Source organism: Acidovorax delafieldii 2AN (assembly GCF_000175235.1).
Lineage (GTDB): Bacteria > Pseudomonadota > Gammaproteobacteria > Burkholderiales > Burkholderiaceae_C > Acidovorax > Acidovorax delafieldii_B.
This window is the reverse complement of sequence record NZ_ACQT01000020.1, coordinates 1-18,598: the sequence shown is the minus strand read 5'-3', so window position 1 is coordinate 18,598 and position 18,598 is coordinate 1. Positions and strand designations below refer to the sequence as shown.

At 63.9% G+C, this 18,598-nt stretch carries 20 protein-coding genes; 3 read left to right on the top strand and 17 right to left on the bottom strand.

Features of this window, described 5'->3' with window-relative positions; all coding sequences use genetic code 11:
- Positions 1-239: 239 nt before the first annotated feature.
- From ACDELDRAFT_RS05450 to ACDELDRAFT_RS05390, 13 genes are all read right to left on the bottom strand, one after another.
- Positions 240-1,706, bottom strand: coding sequence for a Do family serine endopeptidase (locus tag ACDELDRAFT_RS05450; protein WP_005794299.1), 1,467 nt, complete (start codon positions 1,704-1,706; stop codon positions 240-242).
- Between the two features lie 179 nt (positions 1,707-1,885).
- Positions 1,886-2,800, bottom strand: coding sequence for a MucB/RseB C-terminal domain-containing protein (locus ACDELDRAFT_RS05445; RefSeq protein ID WP_005794297.1), 915 nt, complete (start codon positions 2,798-2,800; stop codon positions 1,886-1,888).
- Between the two features lie 199 nt (positions 2,801-2,999).
- Positions 3,000-3,617 (bottom strand): sigma-E factor negative regulatory protein, encoded by a 618-nt coding sequence (locus ACDELDRAFT_RS05440; protein WP_005794296.1) that lies wholly within the window; start codon positions 3,615-3,617, stop codon positions 3,000-3,002.
- A gap of 52 nt (positions 3,618-3,669) precedes the next feature.
- A complete protein-coding gene (gene rpoE, locus ACDELDRAFT_RS05435; RefSeq protein ID WP_040328199.1) occupies positions 3,670-4,296 on the bottom strand; it encodes an RNA polymerase sigma factor RpoE in 627 nt (208 codons plus the stop codon).
- A gap of 13 nt (positions 4,297-4,309) precedes the next feature.
- Positions 4,310-4,735, bottom strand: a complete 426-nt coding sequence (locus ACDELDRAFT_RS05430) for a hypothetical protein (protein ID WP_157764904.1) — start codon at positions 4,733-4,735, stop codon at positions 4,310-4,312.
- Positions 4,736-4,932: 197 nt separating this feature from the next.
- On the bottom strand, positions 4,933-6,177 hold the full coding sequence (gene fabF, locus ACDELDRAFT_RS05425; protein ID WP_005794292.1) for a beta-ketoacyl-ACP synthase II: 1,245 nt from the start codon (positions 6,175-6,177) through the stop codon (positions 4,933-4,935).
- Between the two features lie 47 nt (positions 6,178-6,224).
- Complete coding sequence (acpP, locus tag ACDELDRAFT_RS05420) at positions 6,225-6,464, bottom strand: acyl carrier protein (RefSeq protein ID WP_003058049.1); 240 nt, start codon at positions 6,462-6,464, stop codon at positions 6,225-6,227.
- Between the two features lie 104 nt (positions 6,465-6,568).
- Positions 6,569-7,315, bottom strand: a complete 747-nt coding sequence (gene fabG / locus ACDELDRAFT_RS05415; protein WP_005794254.1) for a 3-oxoacyl-ACP reductase FabG — start codon at positions 7,313-7,315, stop codon at positions 6,569-6,571.
- A complete protein-coding gene (fabD, locus tag ACDELDRAFT_RS05410) occupies positions 7,312-8,262 on the bottom strand; it encodes an ACP S-malonyltransferase (protein ID WP_005794253.1) in 951 nt (316 codons plus the stop codon). Before fabD ends, fabG begins: the two co-directional genes overlap by 4 nt.
- Before the next feature lie 54 nt (positions 8,263-8,316).
- Positions 8,317-9,294 (bottom strand): beta-ketoacyl-ACP synthase III, encoded by a 978-nt coding sequence (locus tag ACDELDRAFT_RS05405; protein ID WP_005794252.1) that lies wholly within the window; start codon positions 9,292-9,294, stop codon positions 8,317-8,319.
- Positions 9,294-10,346 carry a phosphate acyltransferase PlsX gene (gene plsX / locus ACDELDRAFT_RS05400; protein ID WP_005794250.1) on the bottom strand — a complete coding sequence of 351 codons (1,053 nt, stop codon included), beginning with the start codon at positions 10,344-10,346 and terminating at the stop codon, positions 9,294-9,296. Before plsX ends, ACDELDRAFT_RS05405 begins: the two co-directional genes overlap by 1 nt.
- A 108-nt stretch (positions 10,347-10,454) precedes the next feature.
- Complete coding sequence (gene rpmF / locus ACDELDRAFT_RS05395) at positions 10,455-10,637, bottom strand: 50S ribosomal protein L32 (RefSeq protein WP_005794249.1); 183 nt, start codon at positions 10,635-10,637, stop codon at positions 10,455-10,457.
- Between the two features lie 100 nt (positions 10,638-10,737).
- A complete protein-coding gene (locus ACDELDRAFT_RS05390) occupies positions 10,738-11,289 on the bottom strand; it encodes a YceD family protein (protein WP_005794240.1) in 552 nt (183 codons plus the stop codon).
- A 25-nt stretch (positions 11,290-11,314) separates the two neighbouring features.
- Here ACDELDRAFT_RS05390 and ACDELDRAFT_RS05385 point away from each other — a divergent pair, with 25 nt between their 5' ends.
- Positions 11,315-11,914, top strand: a complete 600-nt coding sequence (locus tag ACDELDRAFT_RS05385) for a Maf family nucleotide pyrophosphatase (protein ID WP_005794238.1) — start codon at positions 11,315-11,317, stop codon at positions 11,912-11,914.
- Positions 11,911-12,714 (top strand): SAM-dependent methyltransferase, encoded by an 804-nt coding sequence (locus ACDELDRAFT_RS05380; RefSeq protein ID WP_005794236.1) that lies wholly within the window; start codon positions 11,911-11,913, stop codon positions 12,712-12,714. The genes ACDELDRAFT_RS05385 and ACDELDRAFT_RS05380 overlap by 4 nt, the downstream gene beginning before the upstream one ends.
- A gap of 379 nt (positions 12,715-13,093) precedes the next feature.
- Here ACDELDRAFT_RS05380 and ACDELDRAFT_RS05375 read toward each other — a convergent pair whose 3' ends face one another.
- The 4 genes from ACDELDRAFT_RS05375 to ACDELDRAFT_RS05360 form a co-directional block, all read right to left on the bottom strand.
- Positions 13,094-14,155 carry a S49 family peptidase gene (locus ACDELDRAFT_RS05375; protein WP_005794234.1) on the bottom strand — a complete coding sequence of 354 codons (1,062 nt, stop codon included), beginning with the start codon at positions 14,153-14,155 and terminating at the stop codon, positions 13,094-13,096.
- Between the two features lie 91 nt (positions 14,156-14,246).
- Complete coding sequence (locus tag ACDELDRAFT_RS05370) at positions 14,247-14,624, bottom strand: Rieske (2Fe-2S) protein (RefSeq protein WP_005794232.1); 378 nt, start codon at positions 14,622-14,624, stop codon at positions 14,247-14,249.
- 35 nt (positions 14,625-14,659) lie between these two features.
- Positions 14,660-15,331, bottom strand: a complete 672-nt coding sequence (locus ACDELDRAFT_RS05365) for an HAD-IA family hydrolase (RefSeq protein ID WP_005794230.1) — start codon at positions 15,329-15,331, stop codon at positions 14,660-14,662.
- 7 nt (positions 15,332-15,338) lie between these two features.
- The gene (locus ACDELDRAFT_RS05360) at positions 15,339-16,349 is read right to left on the bottom strand and encodes an RluA family pseudouridine synthase (RefSeq protein WP_005794229.1); all 1,011 of its coding nucleotides are present in this window, start codon (positions 16,347-16,349) and stop codon (positions 15,339-15,341) included.
- Positions 16,350-16,940: 591 nt separating this feature from the next.
- On the opposite strand from ACDELDRAFT_RS05360, the gene ACDELDRAFT_RS05355 reads away from it, so the two are divergent.
- Positions 16,941-18,598 (top strand): Rne/Rng family ribonuclease (locus ACDELDRAFT_RS05355; RefSeq protein ID WP_005794227.1); only part of this gene is annotated, 1,658 nt, incomplete at its 3' end.

The following is an 18,598-nucleotide window of genomic DNA, read 5'->3' as shown; positions in this document are numbered from 1 at the left end:
TGCCGCATTCCACAATATGGCGGAAGCGTTCTCTGATATGTCGATATCTATTGAACAGAGTTCTCTATTCTATCCAATTGGTTGATAGCAGGCTGCGGTCACATGGGGGCAGCCGCGTTGGCCGACACCCCCAGAGAATGAGCAGGTGAGCCAAAAGGTAGCGGCGGCACCACAGGAAATCCCGCAAATATCCGCGGGATTTGCGGATGCACAACGTCCACCCGCATCGCCCTTGGAACTCATTTCGAGGGCCGTATCAATGCGTACTGCGCCCACTCCCCCCGCCGAAAAAGAACATTGATGGGCTTGGCCTTGTCGGCCTTGGCCAGGGCCGCCTCGAAGTCCTTCACACCCCCGATCTCGGTATTCGCAATCGAAAGAATGATGTCGCCTTCACGCAAACCGGCACGCGCCGCGGCGTCAGTGGCGGCGTTCACAACGACGCCACCACGGATCTTCAATTCCTTTCGTTGCGCTTCGGTCAGAGCGCTCACCGACAGGCCCACGGCTTGGGCAGCCGCAGAAGCTCTGGGCTTTTCTTCCCGCTCCGCGAGCTTGGCCGCTGGCTTGTCACCGTCAATCTCGGCGATCGTGATGCTCAGATCCTTGGCGCTGCCTCGGCGGAACACCGTCACCGTGCTCTTCGTTCCAGGCTTGGTGTTGCCCACCAGACGAGGAAGGTCGGCAAGCTTGTCGATCACCTTGCCATCAAAGCGGGTGATGATGTCACCAGCCTCAATGCCTGCCTTGTCGGCCGGAGAGCCCGTCTCCACACCCGTGACCAAAGCCCCAGACGCCTTACCCAGACCGATCGATTCCGCGACATCCCGGGTGACCTGTCCGATCTGGACACCAATGCGCCCACGCGTGACGCGGCCCGAAGTTCGCAACTGATCGCTCACCCGGATGGCCTCGTCCATGGGAATCGCAAATGAGATTCCCATGAAGCCGCCAGAGCGCGAATAGATCTGGCTATTGATACCCACGACCTCCCCACGCATGTTGATCAGCGGACCGCCGGAGTTTCCGGGGTTGATGGCGACGTCGGTCTGGATGAAAGGCAAATAGTCGCCCGTGTCGCGCTGTTTGGCACTCACGATCCCAGCAGTGACGGTGCTTTCAAGGCCGAACGGCGAACCGATGGCCATCACCCACTCGCCCACCTTCAGGCGACTCACGTCCCCGACCTTCACCGCGGGGAGTCCGCTGGCCTCGATCTTCACCACGGCCACGTCCGTGCGCTTGTCCGCCCCCACGATCTTGGCCTTGAACTCGCGCTTGTCCGTGAGCGTGACGATGACCTCGTCCGCACCATCCACCACGTGCGCATTAGTCATCACATATCCATCCGAAGTAAGGATGAACCCCGACCCTACGCCGCGCGGCTGCTCTTCGTCGGGTTGCGGCCGCTGGGGCCTTTGTTGCCGGGGCATGTTAGGGATGGGCACACCGAAGCGGCGGAAGAACTCGAGCATGTCCTCGTCCATGCCGTTGACATTGCCCCGCGCCGACACTTTTTCCGAAGTGCGAATGTTCACCACCGAGGGGCCCACCTGCTCCACCAACTCCGTGAAGTCGGGCAGTCCCCGCACCACGGACGACTGCGCAAGCGCTGCACCCGAGGGCACAGCCATAAGACTCGCAGCCCCCACCAGCACGCTCGCGAGCGCATAGGAATGCAATTTCTTCCAATCGATCCTGGGCATCATCGACCTTTCATGAATTGAGGCAATGTTGAAAACAGAGGTTGTATGTCTGTGAAGAAAAGCGGTATCGATTGGTTCCCATCCTCACTGCATTGCGCAGCGGTTTAAAGCGCGCGTGCCGGCTGCGGGCGCGCATGCCGACAGCGCGAGCGCAGCGCGCGCGTGCCAGCGAACGCCCTTTAGCGCGCGCGCTCCAGCTGGCTCGCAAAGAGTTTCAGCGTCTGCATGGGGACCTCGCCCACCGCCGTGAGCCACGCACCATCGGCCAGGCGCCGGGTCAGCATCTGTGTGGCCCCCATTCCGCTCACCTGTGCACCCACGGTATGGCTTTGGGGATCAAAGGGCTGAATGAAGAGCGACACCGTCGCCAGACCATCGGAATAGATGCATTGCAAGACGCCATCGGGCCCGGCTACGGCAGACATTGATCGGCGGTAGCAATTCAATGGCACAAACCCAGGTATGGGCTGGCGCAGTGTCCAGCCTTCGGACTTGGCCGTGGTCTTGAGCACCGTCGATGCCGCTACCTGATAGCCAACGGTCGCATCCATCATGCGTTCGAGTTGGTCCATACGCACCGGGGCGCCCAGTTCCAGTTCTGAGAACGCAACCTGTTCCAGCACCCTGCCATCTGCGTCCATGGTCTGCAGCTTCACCACGAGACCTGTCTCGCGTTCACTCCACAGGCGGTACCCAAAACGCAGTGCATCGAGCGGCTGGAACCAAACCACATCGGCCAAGTGCCCGGCAACGCGCTCTTGGCCCAGTTGCCGCGCCGTGTAAAAACGCGAGAGCGCCGTGCCCTGGATTTCCGGCAACTGCGGAAACAACCCGGAGGCGTTGCGTACGTCGGAGCGAACGATTTTCGACTGGTGCAGGAAGGTCCGCACCTCATCATCACGGCGGAAGATGGTGCGGGGGGTGCCCGTCAGTGCCTCGACCCGCTCCATCTGTCGCCCCCCGTCGCACACATGGGAAATGCGCGAACTGGCCATGGCGCCTGACGATGCCAGCACCACGAAGGTTCCGGAATAGCTGCTGCGGCAGGGCGCCCGGTGCATGCGTTCAATCCACCCGCCAATGTCCCGCTGCATTGCCGGCGCCTGTTGCTTTGTCCACTGTGCAGTTGGCTCAGCGACGGCAGGCACAGCCGCTCCTGCGACAAGGGCAGCGACCAGCCACGGCACGGCAGAGCGCAAGACCGTTTGGCAGCGCCTCGCCCTGCTGGCGACCCGCCGAAGGGCTGAAAGCAAACCACTGACCCCGGGCATCGGATGGCCGCCTATGAGGCCATCAACGAGCAGGAGTCTCGAAAGTGGCATTGCGCAGAAATCCTGCTGGCATTTGCAACGCAGAGGTGCTTCCAAATTGCTTGTGCGCGGCCAGGAGTTCGTCGAGCCGCGGATCGCGAATCATGACCTGCTGGCCGTCAGCGCCAGCAACGGCCACAACGGGCGCCGAGGGCTGGGCGCGTTCTGGCGCAGCTGCCAACTGCGCACCTGCTGAGCTGGCACCCTGCAGTCCTATGAAGGCACTCCAGCCCACGGCCGCCACGGCAGCCAGCGATGCGAAGCCGGCCACCATCTTCCATCGAAACACGGAAGCATTGGCAGATGCCGGAACCTGGGACGCCACCACACCCACCACCGGCTGCGCAGCTTGGGAAAGCGGGGGATACGCGGGCGCTTGGGCCAATTGCTCGCGCAGGCGCATCACCAGCGCGCGGTCGCCGTGCTGCCGACTGGCCAGTTCCGGCGAACGCAAGACGTCGCCCACCAAGTGGTAGAGCTGCCATGTGGCCTCGCCCTCGTCTTGCGATGCAAATTGCAAGGCCTGCGCCAGTTCCTCGCCCTGCAATTGCCCGTCAGCCAACGCCGACAACTGCTCACGCTTCATCAAATCAGTGTTCATTGCGTTACCTGCCAATCTCTTCCAGTCATGCGTGGCCACCACACCTCTCACATCACCAACGTTTGCCCGACTGGTTCTCCAGCAACGGGCGCACGCGCGCGGAAATCGCTTCGCGCGCCCGGAAAATCCGCGAGCGCACCGTGCCAATGGGGCAATCCATGGCCGCGGCGATCTCTTCATAGGTCAGTCCCTCGATTTCGCGCAGGGTCACTGCCTGCCGAAGGTCGTCGGGCAAGGCTTCCATGGCGGCATTCACTGCCTCGGCGATTTCTCGCGCGGCGAGAACGGTTTCGGGGGTTTCGTCGGAAGTTAGTTCGTGTCCGAGGCGGGAAGTTTCATCCTCGTCGTCGCTGCCGCGCAGGGCGTTTTCCGAGATGACCGGATTGCGCTTCATGTCCATCAGCGCTTTCTTGGCCGTGTTCACGGCAATCCGGTACAGCCAGGTGTAGAACTGCGCTTCGCCACGGAACTGGTGCAATGCGCGGTAGGCACGAATAAAGGTTTCCTGCGCAATGTCGGGCACGAGGTCCGTGTCACGCACCATGCGGCTGATCAGGCGCTCGATGCGCCGCTGGTACTTGATGACCAGCAGCTCGTAAGCGCGCTGATCACCCGCAACCGTTCGTTCCACCAGTTGGAGGTCGCTGTCTGCGGGGGTGGTGGGAGGAATTACGGTCATTGTTACTTTGAAATCACGCCTCGGGGCGCGCTGCGGCGGCTCCGCCATCTGGGGAGCCATCCGGTCCGGGGCGCGAATATACCGCACGCCGCAAATCGCCCCATCGCTGTGGTGCATCCCTGTGCTCAAGCCACAACCAATTGCGTCGCCCGCCTTGCGTTTGCATACAGACCCACAGGCGATCCTGCATATCGAGCCGCACCCACAGAGTCCCCTCAAGGGCCGGCTCTCCAAAGCCCGCATCAGCGCGATCGAGGTGCCAGAGCACACCGTCCCAGCGCAAGGTGCCGGTCACCGTGTTCAGCCTCGAGTACCACACGGCCAAAGCCGCAACCAGCCAGACCAGCCCGGCCCACCCTGCGCGCGGCAGAGACGCGCCTGCGCCTTCGAACCACCAGCCCAGCAGCGCTCCGCCACCCGCCACCAGCAGAATCAGCATGATCCACAGCAAAAAATAGCCGCGGCTTGTTGGGTACTGCACAGCAGGCGCAGTGAATGGACGAGCACCGGTGCGCAAGATCGGCCCCGCTCAGGTCAGGAGGTCAGTGAGCCGCAACCTCCACCCGCGCGGTGGAGCTGCACTGTGCTCGATACCACCGATGTGTGGCCTCCAGTCCAACTGGCGGCCCAGGCGCATCACACCCGCCGGAAAACCAGTGTACCGTTGGTGCCGCCAAAGCCAAAGTTGTTCTTGACGGCCACATCAATGCGCATGTCACGTGCGGTGTTGGCGCAATAGTCCAGGTCGCACTCGGGATCCTGGTTGAAGAGGTTGATCGTTGGCGGCGCCTTCTGCTGGTGCAGGGCCAGCACGGTGAACACACTTTCGATGCCGCCGGCGCCGCCGAGCAAGTGCCCCGTCATCGACTTGGTCGAGCTGACCACGGTCTTGTACGCGTGCTCGCCCAAGGCCGCCTTGATGGCATTGGTTTCGTTGAGGTCGCCAAGTGGAGTGGACGTGCCGTGGGCATTGAGATAGTCCACCTGATCGGCGTTGATCCCGGCATTGCGCAAGGCACTCAGCATGGCCCGGCGGGGGCCGTCCATACTAGGGGCTGTCATGTGACCTGCATCGGCGCTCATGCCAAAACCACTCAACTCGGCATAGATCTTCGCGCCGCGGGCCTTGGCATGCTCGTACTCTTCAAGCACCATGACCCCCGCGCCTTCCCCTAGCACGAATCCATCGCGCTCGCGGTCCCAGGGGCGCGAAGCCGTTTTGGGGTCGTCATTGCGGGTGGAGAGGGCACGCATGGCGGCAAAGCCGCCCACGCCAAGCGGCGACACGGTGGATTCGGTGCCACCGGCCACGGCGATGTCGGCGTCGCCATATTCAATCATGCGCCCGGCTTCACCGATGCAATGCAGCCCTGTGGTACAGGCTGTCACCACCGACAGATTGGGCCCCTTGAAGCCGAACCGCATGGACACATGCCCAGCCACCATGTTGATGATGGAAGCGGGCACGAAAAAAGGAGTGATGCGCCGAGGACCGCGGTTGGTCAACTCGGCATGGGTGTTCTCGATCAGCGGCAGGCCGCCGATGCCGGAACCGATCACACAGGCGATGCGGGTGGCGAGTTCCTCGTCCAGCGCGTCTCCCGTGGGCAAACCCGCATCCTGCACCGCCTGGGCCGCCGCAGCAATACCGAAATGGATGAAGGTGTCCATCGCGCGCGCATCCTTGGCGCTGATGTACGACTCCAGATCAAATCCCTTGACCTCGCCTGCGATCTTGCAGGAAAAGTTCGACGCGTCGAACTTCGTAATGAGGTCAATGCCGGATTTTCCGGCCAGGATGTTGGCCCAGGAATCGGCCACCGTGTTGCCCACGGGGCTGATGCAACCCAGGCCGGTCACGACAACGCGACGACGGCTCATGCGTAAAACCTTCTGCTGATCGCTCAAGTCAGGCGATAAACGCCTGCTCAGGCTTTCTGGTGGGTGTTGGCGTAGTCGATGGCGTTCTGCACCGTCGTGATCTTCTCTGCATCTTCGTCAGGAATCTCGATGCCGAACTCGTCTTCGAGGGCCATCACCAGTTCGACCGTATCCAGCGAGTCAGCGCCGAGATCTGCCACGAAAGCTTTTTCGTTGGTAACTTGGGACTCTTCAACACCGAGTTGTTCGGCAATGATTTTTTTGACGCGTGCTTCGATATCGCTCATGGTTTCCCTCTGGGGGTTGTGAATGAATCCGCGATTCTAGCCGCTTGGAGAAAGTCCCCCAACCCGACCCGCCGCACGGATGAACCGACGTTAACTCTCAACAATTACATGTACATGCCGCCATTGACGTGCAATTCCTGCCCCGTCACATAGCCTGCCCCGCGCGAGGCCAGGTAGGCCACCGCATGGGCGATGTCGGCGGGCTTGCCCAAATGGCCCAGGGCGATCTGCGATTGCAGTGCCTTTTGCTGCTCTTCAGGCAGGTTGGCGGTCATGTCGGTCTCGATGAAACCAGGCGCCACGCAATTGACAGTGATACCGCGGCTGCCCAGTTCGCGGGCCAGGGCGCGCGTCATGCCGGCCACACCGGCCTTCGCGGCGGCGTAGTTCGCCTGCCCTGGGTTGCCCGAGGCTCCCACCACGCTGGTGATGCTGATGATGCGGCCAAACCGCTGCTTCATCATCGGGCGGATGGCCGCACGGCTGACGCGGAACACGGCCTTGAGATTCGTGTCGAGCACGGCATCCCAATCCTCGTCCTTCATCCGCATCGCCAGGGTGTCGCGCGTGATGCCGGCATTGTTGACCAGCACATGCAAGCCGCCCTGCTGCTTGACGATGGAATCCACCAGTGCCTCGACGGCCGCTCCATCATTGACGTTCAGGTTGGCACCCCGACAGCCTGGGTAGGCCGACAGTGCCTTGCCAATCCGCTGCGCACCCTCTTCGCTGGTGGCCGTGCCCACGACCTGGTAGCCGCGCACGGCAAGTTCCAGGGCAATCGCCGCACCAATGCCGCGCGATGCACCGGTGACCAGCGCCACCTGCGCTGCCGATGTCGATTCCGTCATGCCAACAACTCCCGGGTTTCGGCCAGCGTGGCCGGATCAAACAGTGCCGCACCCACCAATTCGGGGTCGATGCGCTTGGTCAGGCCCGCCAGCACCTTGCCGGGACCGCATTCGATGACATGGCTGACGCCGCGCGCCTTGAGCGCCTGCACGCACTCCACCCAGCGCACGGGGCCAAAGGCCTGGCGGTAGAGCGCGTCGCGAATGGCATCGGCTTCCTGTTGCACGGCCACGTCCACGTTGTTGAGTACAGGAATCTGAGGCGCACCCAGCACGACGTCCGCCAGCGCGGCCCGCAGCTTCTCGGCAGCGGGCTTCATCAGACTGGAATGGAACGGCGCCGAAACCGGCAGCAGCAGCGCACGCTTGGCACCCGCGGCCTTCAGCATCTCGCAGGCCTTGTCGACACCCGCCTTGGTGCCCGCAATCACGGTCTGCACCGGATCGTTGAAATTCACAGCCTCGACCACTTCCGCAGTGCCAGGGCCGAACGACGCCACCGCTTCGGCGCAGCCGGCGATGACCTTGGACGCCTCCATGCCCAGGATGGCCGCCATGGCGCCGGCACCGACAGGCACCGCCTCCTGCATGGCGGCAGCACGCAGGCGCACGAGCGGCGCGGCCTGTGCCAGTGTCAACACGCCGGCTGCCACCAGCGCAGAATATTCACCCAGCGAATGCCCCGCCACCGCGAGGGGCATCGCACCGCGCTCCGCGCGCCATGCACGCCAGGCGGCAACGCCGGCCACGAGCATCACAGGCTGTGTGTTGGTGGTCAGGGCCAGGGCTTCCTTGGGGCCGTCCTTGATCAACAGGGCCACATCCTCGCCCAGGGCGTCTGACGCTTCTTGCAGGGTCTGGGCCACGATCGGGTGGTCACCCCAGGCGTCGAGCATGCCCACTGATTGCGAACCCTGCCCAGGAAAGACAAATGCAAAGGATTTCATAAACCGGATATCAAGCAAAAAAGCCTCTTGCGCTTGTCCATCAAGCGCATATAGCTATAGTTTCAGGAGCACAGCACCCCAGGTGAACCCGCCACCCACGCCTTCAAGCAGCAAAGTCTGGTCCTTTTGGACCTGCCCAGTGCGCACGGCATGGTCCAGCGCCAGCGGGATCGATGCCGCAGAGGTATTGCCGTGCTGGTCCACGGTCACCACCACCTTGTCCATCGAAAGCCCCAGTTTCCTGGCCGTGCTTTGCATAATGCGGATATTGGCCTGGTGAGGGATCAGCCAGTCAATGTCGGCGTCGGTCAGATGGGCTTTTTCCAAGGCGGCACGGGCCGCCTTTTCCAGCACGCCCACCGCCAGCTTGAACACGGCCTGCCCATCCATCTTGAGCAGGGGATCGCCCAGCACCTGGCCGCCCGAAACGCCCCCCGGCACGCACAGAATGCCGACATGGCGCCCATCGGCGTGCAGATCGCTGGCCAGGATGCCGGGCGTCTCGGACGCCTCCAGCACCACGGCGCCCGCACCGTCGCCAAACAGCACGCAGGTGGTGCGGTCCTTGAAATCCAGAATGCGGCTGAAGACCTCCGCACCCACGACCAACGCGCGCCGTGCGGTGCCCGCCTGGATCATGGCGTCCGCCACCGTGAGCGCATAGACAAAGCCACTACAAACGGCTTGCACGTCAAACGCGGGGCAGCCGTTGGCGCCCAGCTTGTTCTGCAAAATACATGCGGTGGACGGGAACACCATATCCGGCGTGGACGTGGCGACGATGATCAGGTCGATGTCCTGGGGCTGGCAGCCCGCCGCTTCGATCGCCTTGCGCGCCGCCTCCAGGGCCAGGTCGCTGCAGGCCACGTCGGGCGCCGCAAAGTGGCGCGCCCGGATGCCGGTGCGCTCCACAATCCATTCGTCAGAGGTTTCGATGCCGCTGTGCGCCAATTGGGCCACGAGATCGGCGTTGGTCAACCGGAGCGGAGGCAGATAGCTGCCAGTGCCGGTAATGCGGGAATAGCTTCTCATCAATGTGGGGTCGCCGCAGCACCGGGCAGTGGCTGTGCAGCGGCAGGCACCAGAAGCGGCGCCGCATGCGCAATCCGGGTCCGGACACGATCGAGCAGGTTGTTGCGGGCTGCATCATACGCCCGGTTCAGCGCCTGCTCGAAAGCCAGCACGTCGGCCGAGCCGTGGCTCTTGAAAACAAGGCCGCGCAGACCCAGCAGCGCCGCGCCGTTGTAGCGGCGGTAATCCATGCGATTCATGAGCGCTTTTAACACCGGATAAGCGACGATGGCAGCAGCCTTGGTAAGAATATTGCGCGAAAACTCCTGCTTGAGCCCGCCCACCACCATTGAGGCAACCCCTTCGCTGGCCTTCAGCGCCACATTGCCCACGAAGCCGTCACACACCACGATGTCAACGGTGCCCTTGAAGATGTCGTTGCCTTCCACATTGCCAAAAAAGTTCAAATCACCCGATTTGGCAGCAGAACGCAGCAATTCGCCCGCCTTTTTGATAACTTCGCTGCCCTTGATGACTTCCTCGCCGATATTGAGAAGCCCCACCGTGGGCTCTCCAGCCCCCTTGAGCACCGACACCAGGGCCGAGCCCATGACGGCGAACTGCAGCAGGTGCTCGGCCGAGCAATCCACGTTCGCGCCCAAGTCGAGCACCGTGGTGGCGCCGCCCTGGGCATTGGGCATCTGCGTGGCAATGGCCGGGCGATCGATGCCGTCCAGCGTCTTGAGAATGTAGCGAGCGATGGCCATCAGGGCGCCGGTATTGCCCGCCGACACGGCAGCCAGGGCCGTACCCTCCTTCACCTGCTGGATGGCAACGCGCATGGAAGAGTCCTTCTTGCGACGCAGTGCCACCTCGACGGGATCGTCCATGGCCACCACTTCCGTGGCGGGCACGAGGGTGGCGCGTTCGTGCGAAAACGACTGCAGGCTCTCCGGCAAGCCCACAAGCAGCAGGCGAGCGTCGGAATGATGGTCGAGGAACTGACGGCACGCCGCGAGCGTGACGCGGGGGCCATGGTCGCCCCCCATGCAGTCAACAGCCAGTGTGATCATGGGCGACTTGTCCGGTCCGCTGGGCGGACCGGAAGAAAAATGCGACGGTAAAAACAAAGGCCCGCGCTACGACGACAGTAGCAACGGGCCTTGCGGGAAGAAGGAAGGTCAGGCTTCGGACTTGTTCTTCAGCACCTGACGGCCACGGTAGAAACCGTTGGGGCTGATGTGGTGGCGCAGATGCGTTTCACCGGTGGTGGGTTCCACAGCAATGCCCGGCACATTCAGGGCATTGTGCGAGCGGTGCATGCCACGCTTGGAAGGGGACTTTTTGTTTTGCTGAACGGCCATGATGGCTCCTGGTCTTGAATAGGGTTGGTAAAAACGCGATCAGCCCATTAAAGACACGAGGGGATTCGCGTGAAGCCTTCGATTATATCCCAAACGCCAATTACTGTCCTTTTTCTTCTTTGCGCAGGCCGGCCAGCGCAGCGAAAGGGTTGGGCTTTTCGGCGTTGGCAGCGTCGAAATCGTCGTCGCTGGAAGACAGCGGAACGGCCGTCGGACACTCCTCGTGCCGGGGCACCACGGGCAAGGCCATCAGCAACTCATCCTCAATGAGCTCACGCAGGTCGAACTCGCGGCTCAGGGCGAGCAGATCTTCCTCGCTCTCGTCGTCCAGCGCCTCGGCCGTTGCCTCGTCGGCCACGAAGCGGAAGGATCGCTCCACCGCCAGGGGCACATCCACCGGCGCGAGGCAGCGCTGGCATTCCATGGGAAAGGTGGCACTGACCTGGACATGCAGCCACACCTGGGCACTGCCACCCAGCGCAGTGCGCAATTCGCCCGCCGCGCTCCAGTCCACCCGCAGGTCGGGATGCAACCCTTTGGCTTCCTGTGACAGCCGCTCGTATTTCAGCAGCGAGTCATGCCCGGACAGCTGCCCGCCCGCCTGCGCAAAAGCCTTGACGTCGAGCCGGTCGGGGGAGAATTCCTTGGTCATGGCGGCAGTGTAAGAGAATCGGCCGATGCTTCAATCCCCCACCCCGCCACGCCCACTGGTATTGGGCTCGACTTCGCGTTACCGCCGCGAACTGCTCTCGCGGCTGAACCTGCCTTTCGAGACGGCCGCCCCCCATGTCGACGAAACACCTCTGGCAGGTGAAACGCCACGCGCACTGGCCCTGCGCCTGGCCCTGGCCAAGGCCCACGCGGTGGCGCGCCAGTATTCGCAAGCCGTGGTCATTGGTTCGGACCAGGTGGCCGATCTGCACGGAACCCCCCTGGGCAAGCCCGGCACGCACGAGCGCGCGGTGGCCCAGCTGCGCCAGATGAGCGGCCAGACCGTGGTCTTCCAGACCGCCGTGGCGGTTGTGTGCGCAGCCACCGGATTCGAACAAGTGGACCTGGCCCCGGTTGAAGTGCGCTTTCGCGCGCTTTCCGACAGCGAAATAGAACGCTACCTGCGCATTGAAGAACCCTACGACTGCGCGGGCAGCGCCAAGAGCGAAGGCCTGGGGATTGCGCTGCTGGACGCCATCGTGAGCGATGATCCGACGGCATTGATCGGCCTGCCCCTCATCCGCACCTGCCGCATGCTGCGCGCCGCCGAAGTGGTCCTGCCATGAGCGCCCGCCCTGCCCCCCCTGCAACGGCCGCCACCGCAGGCACGCTGTATCTCGTGCCAGCGCCGCTCGATTTCGGCTGCGACGCCCAGGTGCCGCTGCAGCAGGCCCTGCCCGACGGCACGCTGAAGACCGCTGCCAGCCTGACGCACTGGATCTGCGAGAACGCCAAGAGCACCCGCGCCTACCTCAAGCGCATCGACCCCATCCACCCCCTGGCCGCGCCCCTGCAGGAGCAGGCCATCACCGAGCTCCCGCGCGAGGTGCACAAGAAGGGCGATCACGGCGACAAGGGATCGGCCCCCTTCGACGCCCGCCCGCTGCTCGCGGCCGCCCTGGCGGGGCATGACATGGGCCTGGTCAGCGAAGCGGGCATGCCCGCCGTGGCCGATCCGGGCTCTTCCGTGGTGCGCGCCGCGCACGACCTGGGTATTGCGGTTGTGCCGCTGGTCGGGCCCGTCTCGCTGCTGCTGGCACTGGCGGCCAGCGGACTCAACGGCCAGAGCTTCGCCTTCAACGGCTATCTGCCGCAGGACGCACAAGAGCGCGCCCAGCGCATTCGCGAGCTCGAGTCCGTGGCGCTGCGCACCGGCCAGACACAGCTCTTCATCGAAACGCCCTACCGCAACGCAGCCCTGTGGCAGGCTCTCACGCAGACCCTGCAGCCCCATACACGGCTGGCGCTGGCCGGCGGGCTGACATTGCCGCAGGTATGCATCCGCAGCCAACTGGTGCGCCAGTGGCGCCAGCAGCCGGTGCCGGCGGACAACCGTACGCCTGTCGTGTTTGCCCTGGGCCGCTAGATTTCATCAAATCCGTCGGGTGGTGCGAAACGCCCGCTGGCGCGGGCACTGCCCCAACCGACCCTTGGGGCATGCCCAACCGCAAGCACCGATCGCCCCCATCCGACCGCCGGCCACTGCCGCCTGCGGTGCAGCAGAACAGACTTTCCGAGGAGCTGGCTTGTGCGGAGACGCCGAGAATGGGGTGGCGGCGTCCGCGAAATGCGCGCAGTGTGTTGCCAGTGCACGTGCTTGCGGCTTGACCGCTGTACCCCAAGGCACGCCGTCGCACCGTTTCCGCTCTCATTTTTGGAGCTAATGGCGCTTATTCCATAAGCGCTGCAGGCAAATTTGACCATGAACCATGGGCTAACGCCCGCCCACCGGGCGGAAGGCGGGTTCAGCGCAGCAGGGGCACTGCGTTGCTGGCCGACAAGGCCTTCAGCGCACCCGCGCCCATGGCTGCGCCAAAGCGCTTGACCAGGCGTTCGGCCACGTTTTCACGGCGCGTGTAGTCGATGATGTCCTCGGCCTTGACCACTTCGCGGGCCACATAGTCCAGGCTGCCAAGCTTGTCGGCCAGGCCCATCTCGATGGCCTGCTGGCCCGTCCAGAACAGGCCGCTGAAGGTTTCAGGCGTGGGTTTCAGGCGATCACCCCGGCCGGCCTTCACCACGCCGATGAATTGCTGGTGGATCTGGTCGAGCATGGTGAGCGCGTAGGCACGCTGCTTTTCGGTCTGCGGGCTGAACGGATCCAGAAAACCCTTGTTCTCGCCGGCGGTGAGCAGGCGGCGCTCCACGCCCAGTTTTTCCATGGTGCCGGTGAAGCCGAAGCCGTCCATCAGCACGCCAATGCTTCCCACGATGCTGGCCTTGTCGACAAAGATCTCGTCGGCAGCCGCCGCAATGTAATAGGCCGCCGAAGCGCAGGTCTCTTCCACCACGGCATAAACGGGCTTGTTGTACTTGGCCTTCAGGCGCACGATCTCGTCGTTGATGATGCCCGCCTGCACGGGGCTGCCGCCGGGCGAATTGATCAGCAGCACCAGCGCCTGCGAGCCCTCATCCTCCAGGGCACTGCGCATGGCAGCCACAACCAGTTCGGCGCTGGCCTCGGCCCCCGAGGCGATTTCACCCTTGATGTCCACCACAGCGGTGTGGGGGGCCGACTTGCTGGTGCCGCTGGTGCTCTGGTAAAGGGCGGCCCAAGCCACCAGCAATGCCACCAGCAGCCAGGTCAGGCGAAAGAAGATGCGCCAGCGCCGCGCGGTGCGTTGCTCCTCCAGCGCCGCGAACGCCAGCTTCTCAAGCGCGGCGCGCTCCCAGCCGGGCTCCATTGCCCCCTTGGCCGGAGCGGCGGTTTTTGCGCCGGGTTCGGTCGCAGCCTGCGCCCACAGATCGGGCGGAATGGACGCCTTATCGTCCGAACCGGGGTTGCCTGGGCGTTGCAAGTCGCTCATCTCACACCTCCTGGCGGGCCGGACGGTGGCAGGCTGGCGCACCGGAAGGGGCCATCCAAAGCATGAACGAAGGGGCTAGGGGGTAATGCATCTAGAACTCGACAGGTTGCAGGTTGTAGGCAGTATGCCAGTGCACCACCCCGTCCACTTCGGAAAGGGCGATCTTCACCAGCCCGCCGCGGCAAGGTCCACCCGCGCACGCGCCGGTATCGGGCCGGTAAGTGGCGCCGTGGGTGGCGCAGATCAGCCATTGGCCAGTGACGTCGAAAAAGCGGTCGGGCTGGTAATCCATCTCCATCGCCACGTGCGTGCACCGATTCAGGTAGGCGTGCACCCGGCCTTCGAAGCGGATCGCAAAGGCACGGCAGGTCTGGCCTGCGTAAACCACATCAAAAGGAACGGCCAGGTGGCGTTCCTGCAGATCGGTGCTGCGGCACAGGGCAATGGCGGTGGAGTCGGGTGCGTACATGGGCGAAGTGGCGCGAGAGCGCTCAGGCGCTGAATTCAGGCATTGGACAGAAGCCACGCATGCAGCTCGGGCACCGAATGGGCCACATGCAAGGGGCTGAGCACATCGAAGGCGGTAGGTTCGTGGGCGCCGTAGCTCACCCCCACGCTGGCGCAGCCGGCCGACTGCGCCATCTGCAGATCGTGCGTGGTGTCGCCAATCATGAGAAGACGCCCGGGCGCCACGTCGAACTCGGCCATCAGCTCTTGCAGCATCAGTGGATGGGGCTTGCCCGCTGTTTCGTCGGCGGTACGGGAGCTGTCGAACACGCCCTTGAGCTGCACCGAGTGCAGCGCCTCGTCCAGGCCCCGCCGGCTCTTGCCGGTGGCCACCGCCAGCAGGTGGCCACGCGCCCGCAGATCCGACAACAGAGGCAGCACGCCATCGAACAGGCACAGGTCATCCTGGTGCTGCAGATAGTGGAAACGGTAGCGGTTTCCAAGCTCGGGGTATTTCTCGGGCGGAACGTCGGGCGCGGCGTGGGCCAAAGCTTGCGGCAGCGCCATGCCGATCACGTAGGCAGCGGCCTGGTCGGTGGGCACCGCGCCGCCCACGTCGCGCACGGCCTCCTGGATGCTGCGCACGATGATGGCCGTGGAGTCGAACAGGGTGCCGTCCCAGTCGAAGGCAATGAGGTCGAAGCGGCGCGAGCGGTTAGGGGAAGACATGGCGCAATCAGGGAGCGGGAACAAAATCGGCCAGCTCCGACGGCAGCGCAGCATGCAGCACCACGCGTTCGCCGGAGGCCGGGTGCATGAACTGTAACCTCCATGCATGAAGGAACATGCGCCGCATCCCCTGTTTCTGCAGGCGCTTGTTCAGATCGAAGTCGCCATATTTGTCGTCGCCCACGATGGGGTGGCCCTGGCTGGCCAGGTGCACACGGATCTGGTGCGTGCGCCCGGTCTTGATGGTCACCTCCAGCAGGCTCATGGCGGGCAAGCCCTGCATCGGGCGCGCGGGCACCGCCTGGCGCACCTTGACCAGCGTGACGGAACGCATGCCGTCGGGGTCGTCGGCAGTGGTCACGCGCACGCGGCGCTCACCGTCGGCCTGCAGGTATTTGTGCAGAGGCAGGTCGATCACTTTCTTGTTGGCAGGCCAGTCGCCCGTCACCAGCGCCAGGTAGGTCTTGCCCGTCTCGCGTTCACGGAACTGGTCCTGCAGGTGAGTAAGTGCTGACCTCTTCTTGGCCACCAGCAGGATGCCCGAGGTTTCACGGTCGAGCCGATGCACCAGCTCCAGAAACCTGGCAGCGGGCCGCGCCTGGCGCAGTTGCTCGATCACACCAAAGCTCACGCCGCTACCGCCGTGCACGGCCACGCCAGCCGGCTTGTCGAGGGCGATCACGTGCTCGTCTTCAAGCAGGACGGGGAATTCCCGCGCCGGGGCAGGCCGCTCGGCCTTTTCGGCCACCTTGTCGGAAATGCGCACGGGCGGCAGGCGCACCACGTCGCCCGCTGCCAGGCGGGTGTCGGCATTGGCCCGGCCCTTGTTGATGCGCACTTCGCCGCTGCGGATGATGCGGTAGACGTGGGTCTTGGGTACGCCCTTCAAGTGGCGCAGCAGAAAATTGTCGAGGCGCTGGCCTGCAGAGTCCTCGTCGACCTCCACCAGGCGGGCGGCGGGAAGGGGGGCTGCTGGGGTGCGGTCGGATGACGGTTTGCCCCCTATAATGTGTTTCACCTGCGCGTCAATGTGTAAGTGGTTGATTTGTCTGGAGTTTAGTCCACACAACCCCTTGCGTTCGTGCAGGCAGGTCGATGCCGGCGGGCGTCGTATATGCAGATTGCAGGCCGGATGCCTGCAGTGGCCTGTACGCCGCACGGCGGGCTGACAAATTGAAACACTGATACGGAATCCCCCAAGCTGGCAGATCCGCCCCACCAGGGCAGCATCTGCCAGCGGATCGAAGCGAGCATGTGGTTGCTGATGGCATGGATATTGACCTTGTGGCGGTGGCGCTTGCCCTCGCTATGGGGCGTCAAATCGCCTCAAGCGCTTATCCTGCCTGCGCAATCAGCTATTACTCCAATAGCACAACTGCGCGCATTCCCACTCGCCCCCATCCACGCGCCCTTGCCACCCCCGCTGAGCTAGCGCTCGACGGCCCCACGGCATCCCCGGCAATTCCCTTCGTTTCGATGCGTCAGTCCAGGCATTCACAGCTCCTGTAGAGCTTGTTGTATTGGTTTGGAAACTGTGGGCGGCAGCCCGCGCAGCCTGCTTGAATTGGCTGCACCGCCGCTGCCCGCGAAACACGGAAGGAATCGCATCATGAAGCGGATGCTCATCAACGCCACGCAGCCCGAAGAACGGCGCCTGGCCATTGTCGACGGCCAGAAGCTGCTCGACTACGAAATCGAGATTGAGGGCCGCGAGCAGCGCAAGGGCAACATCTACAAGGCCGTCGTCACGCGCGTCGAGCCCTCGCTGGAAGCCTGTTTCGTGGATTACGGCGAAGACCGCCACGGCTTTCTGCCGTTCAAGGAAATCTCGCGCAGCTACTTCACGCCGGGCGTCTCGCCCAACCAGGCGCGCATCAATGAAGTGATCAAGGAAGGCCAGGAACTGCTGGTCCAGGTCGAAAAGGAAGAACGCGGCAACAAGGGCGCGGCCCTGACCACCTTCGTCTCGCTGGCCGGACGCTACGTGGTGCTGATGCCCAACAACCCCCGTGGCGGTGGCGTTTCGCGCCGCATCGAGGGCGAGGACCGCGCCGAGCTCAAGGAGGCGATGGACCAGCTGGAATACCCGAACGGCATGTCCATCATCGCGCGCACCGCTGGCATTGGCCGCACCGCGCCCGAGCTGCAGTGGGACCTGAACTACCTGCTCAAGCTGTGGAACGCCATCGACGGCGCCGCCAAGGGTGGCAAGGGCGCCTTCCTGATTTACCAGGAATCGAGCCTGGTCATCCGCGCGATCCGCGACTACTTCAACAACGACATCGGTGACATCCTCATCGATACCGACGACATCTACGAACAGGCACAGCAGTTCATGGCGCACGTCATGCCCGAGCATGCCGCCCGCGTAAAGCGCTACCGCGACGACGCGGCCCTGTTCAGCCGCTTCCAGATCGAGCACCAGATCGAATCGGCCTACGCCCGCACCGTGCAGCTGCCCTCCGGCGGCGCCATCGTGATCGACCACACCGAAGCGCTGGTCAGCGTGGACGTGAACTCCGCCCGTGCCATCAAGGGCGGCGACATCGAGGAAACCGCCACCCGCACCAACCTGGAAGCCGCCGACGAAGTGGCCCGCCAGATGCGCCTGCGCGACCTGGGCGGCCTGATCGTGATCGACTTCATCGACATGGAAGAGTCGAAGAACCGCCGTGAAGTGGAAAACCGCCTGCGCGACGCCCTGCGCCAGGACCGCGCCCGCGTGCAGTTCGGCACCATCAGCAAGTTCGGCCTGATGGAAATGAGCCGCCAGCGCCTCAAGCCCGCCTTGAGCGAAGGCTCGTCCATCCCCTGCCCCCGCTGCGGCGGCTCGGGCCACATCCGCGACACCGAATCGTCGGCCCTGCAGATCCTGCGCATCATTCAAGAAGAATCGATGAAGGACAACACGGCCGCCGTGCACTGCCAGGTGCCGGTGGAAGTGGCCTCGTTCCTGCTGAACGAAAAGCGCACCGAGATCGCCAAGATCGAACTCAAGCAGCGCGTGGCCGTGCTGATGGTGCCCAACAAGACACTGGAAACGCCCAACTACCGTCTGGAGCGCCTGAAACACGACGACCCGCGCCTGGACCACATCGAAGCCAGCTACAAGCTCGCCGAAGAAGTGGAAGACCCCACCGCCGTGACGCGCCGCTCGCAAGAGCCCACCAACAAGCAGACGCCGGTGATCAAGGGCGTGCTGCCCGATGCACCCGCGCCTGTCGCCGAGGCACGCCCTGAGGGCGCTGCCCGCCCACTGCGCGCCGG